We start from the raw sequence: 1,649 nt of genomic DNA on the forward strand, positions 1-1,649 counted from the left end.
GGCGGTAGTTATTCGTTGAAAATTGTTTTGTTTAATAGCAAAAACCTATTATTTGGAGATAATATTAGGTCTCCATATTCAATTTTTACGTTAGAATGTTTGAAACCTTTGCAAATATTTCTGATGTATTTCAAGCTAAATTCTGGTTGTATCAACCTTGAAAGTTCTAACCCTGCTTTTGTAAAAATTAATACCTTTATTGCTTGTTTAGGAGTATTTTGTTCTCTGTATAAAACAATACCTTTTCGACCATATCTTAAAACATGATTCATCTGGACATTTCCAGTAGGATTAAAGCTAAATTCTAAATTATTTTCACTAGCTATCAAGCCTAATTCTGTCAATAGAAGCCTGTCGCTGAATTTAATTCCGAACTCATCTTCTAAAAATTTGCCATTGTCTTGATTATAGATGAAACTTGTATCTCCACTTGTAATTTTCAATTGAGCGAATTTGGTAAATATCTCAGCCTCTTCTTTCGTAAGATTTTTAAGTAACTCTAAAGTTCTAGTAGAATAAGAACTAGGTTCTTTAATTTCTCCAGCTAATATTCGCCCCCACAATAATTGCATTTCTTCATTAGATATATCTTCCGCAATATTGAAGAATCGATAAATCCAATCATCATCTACTGGTTCATCGGAAACATTTTCATCTTGATTAAGTTGTTCTCCTGCGATATAGTTTATATAATCTAGGTTTTGTTGACGTTTCGTTTCCTTATGTATTATTCTTTCTTGTACTCTACTATCAGGATGTAAATCTTTAGAATTGTCAAAACTACCTTCATCAAATTCTTCCTCTTTTCTAAGTTCGGACTTGGTAACGCTCGAACCAAGCCCTTTTTTAATTACCTGAACTAGTTTTTCTAATGGTCTTCCCTTAATCTTTATAATTTTGTCTGACATTTAGTAATCTAATTTTGAAAGTGTTTGTTTATGAAGCGATTGAATAAATTCGTCTTTAGAGTTTAAAAAATTATTGAATGCATTTGCAAATTTTTGTTGCCCATAAGGCTGCTTTCGTGTGATGTTAAGCATTTCATTTAAATCATCAATAACAATTTGATTATCAATATTTGAAAAAAGATATTTATAATTGTTTCCAAATGTTATAACAGTTTGCTGTACTTGAAGTATTTCCCAATCTGACTTTTCTTTGTTTATTATTATTTTTTCTCCTAGAGAATTCAGAACTACTGATAATTCTTTGATAGAATCATGCATTAAACCGCTTGTTAAAATTTTCTTTTCCTGATTTAAAGCTTGCTTAGTTGATTTATCTTCCATTTCGGCCACAATCAATGTAAGTTTTACAAAAATGACCAAATTTGCAATTGCTAAGATTGGATTAAATACTCCACCGAAGAAATCTGCAAAATTCCCCCAATTTTGAATATTTTTAGATATTTCCATTTCTGAAAATTGAAATATAAAAAATGCTGTTGGAATCAATAAGGCTATAACTAATACTATAGTAAAAATCGTTAAAAATCTTCTCAGTTTATTCATCTATAATTGTTTGAATAATTACCGCCAACGTGCACGGTTAAGGGAAGTAGCGAGTAGGGAAGCGCTAGCTTGTCGGCTTAACCAGGTCTAATTTAGACTTCTAAAATATAGAATTTTGGCTAGACCCAAGCTATTTTC

2 protein-coding genes are annotated in these 1,649 nt (G+C 30.4%); both read right to left on the reverse strand.

What is annotated here, in order from left to right; translation table 11 throughout:
- Positions 1-8 precede the first annotated feature (8 nt).
- Complete coding sequence (locus tag RM539_RS19775) at positions 9-908, reverse strand: DUF2806 domain-containing protein (protein WP_311505146.1); 900 nt, start codon at positions 906-908, stop codon at positions 9-11.
- Positions 909-1,511 carry a hypothetical protein gene (locus RM539_RS19780; RefSeq protein ID WP_311505147.1) on the reverse strand — a complete coding sequence of 201 codons (603 nt, stop codon included), beginning with the start codon at positions 1,509-1,511 and terminating at the stop codon, positions 909-911. It abuts the gene before it with no gap.
- Positions 1,512-1,649 lie beyond the last annotated feature (138 nt).

It is taken from the genome of Autumnicola musiva (assembly GCF_031846585.1).
Lineage (GTDB): Bacteria > Bacteroidota > Bacteroidia > Flavobacteriales > Flavobacteriaceae > Autumnicola > Autumnicola musiva.